The organism is Arenibaculum sp., from assembly GCF_035998295.1.
Lineage (GTDB): Bacteria > Pseudomonadota > Alphaproteobacteria > Azospirillales > Azospirillaceae > DASYHS01.
On the sequence record NZ_DASYHS010000208.1, the window covers coordinates 1 to 1,760 of the forward strand.

The following is a 1,760-nucleotide window of genomic DNA, read 5'->3' on the forward strand; positions in this document are numbered from 1 at the left end:
GTCGCCGGCGGCGAGCGGCACGGTGCCGTCGCCCCTGCGCAGGCTCACCGCCCCCGGCCCGGCGTCCAGGGTCACGGGCCCGGTGTTGGCGGCCGAGGCCAGGAACCAGAACTCCATGCCGTCGACGTAGCGGGCCACCGAAGGGGCGTGGGCGATCACGATCGCGTCCGCGGTGCCGACCGCGGCGGGCATGCCGCCGCCGAAGCGCGCCCAGTCGGCATCGCCGGCCGGGCAGTAGATCCGCTTGAGGCCGGCGGCGAAGTTGACCAGCGCGTTGGCGTTGGAGGAGCGGATGGGCGAGCGGGTCAGGGTCTGGGGCGGGCCGGCATTGACGGTGCCGTCGCCGATCTCCCAGGCGGAGCCGTCCTCGTTCTCGATGACGTAGCGGGCGGTGGCGCCGGCGCCGAACTCGTCGACGAAGCCGCGCCGCCCGGCGGGCGGGGCCAGCAGCTCGATCGGGCCGGTGCCGGTCGTGGTGGAGGTCTGCTCGACGCGGTTGCCGATGCTCATGTCTGTCTCACAATGCCTGGATGATACTGAAGGACGTCGCGGGCGGGCTTCACAGCTCCGCGTCGAGCGCGAGCCAGTCCTCGGTCTGGTCGATCGTGCCGCTGTTGTTGCTGCCCAGCCCGCCGAAGCCCGTCAGGACGACGTATCCGCCGGCCGGGGTCATCTTCGCGCCGCCGATGGCGGTATTGCTGGAGGTCGTGGTGATCACGGCGGGAACGGCCACCGTCACGCTGGGCGAGACCAGGCCCGCGGTCGGCGTGCGTCGCATCCTGCCGAACGGGACCGAGACGTATGCGGTCGTCCCGCCATCCGTCGTCAGGCTCATGCCCGGGCCGACCCGCTGATAGTACCGCTGGCATCGGGCCGTCTCGATTTCGATGGGAACCCGCTCGAACGGTGTCGAAACCGGGCTCGCCTCGACCTGCACTTCGCCGATCTCGAGAACAGCCCCGGCCGCCAGCCCGGAATTGTCCCAGTGCAGCTTGAACGCCATTTCCCGAACGTCGGAGGGAATGTCGACGGTGTAGGAGAAGCGGCTATCGGCGGGCGTGACGGGAACGAGGGTATTCAGGGGGTAGGCCATGCTTGCCCAGGCGCCGCTTTCCAACGCGGTCGACCCCTCGTCGGCGACGGTTCCCGTAACGAGAAGCACGGAAACTCCTTGATTCCAGGTAACCGATTTCAGCGCCCTGAACGAGAGCGTTACGCGCCTGCCGGCGAACCGGCGGACGTTGGCTTCCTCGATGATCTGCGCGAACCGCTGGGCCTGTCCCGTCCCCACGAACCGGTTGCAGATGATCGCGCACCGGTATCCGATCCCATCCGCGCCCATCGTACGCTGGAGCGTGTAGTCGCCGTCGGTTCCGGCGGCATTCCACAGGTAGAAGCGGTCCGGTCCGTACTCGGCCCGATTGGTCCGGCAGGTGATCGCGGTGCCGCGCTGCCAGACGTCGAAGGCGCCGTTGATGATCCCGTTCCTGAATGCCCGAAGCGGCCCGGCTAGCTGATAGCCGGTGCCGGCGGCGTCGACCTGGAGCGTCCTGCCCGCGTCCGCGGGTGTCGGCACCGGCAGCGCGGGGTGGAGAAGCCGGAAGCGCCCGCCGCCGGACGCGTCGTACTTCACGCCGACGACGTGGCCGGGGCGCAGGTCGCCGGCGGCGAGCGGCACGGTGCCGTCGCCCCTGCGCAGGCTCACCGCCCCCGGCCCGGCGTCCAGGGTCACGGGCCCGGTGTTGGCGGCCGAGGCCAGG

1 protein-coding gene and 1 pseudogene are annotated in these 1,760 nt (G+C 70.6%); both read right to left on the reverse strand.

Going from position 1 to position 1,760, the window contains the following annotated elements; translation table 11 throughout:
- Positions 1 to 510 (reverse strand): annotated as a pseudogene (locus tag VGO20_RS20360) (hypothetical protein); the annotation flags it as partial.
- Positions 511 to 559: 49 nt separating this feature from the next.
- A partial coding sequence (locus VGO20_RS20365) for a hypothetical protein (RefSeq protein WP_327504216.1) occupies positions 560 to 1,760 on the reverse strand: 1,201 nt, incomplete at its 5' end.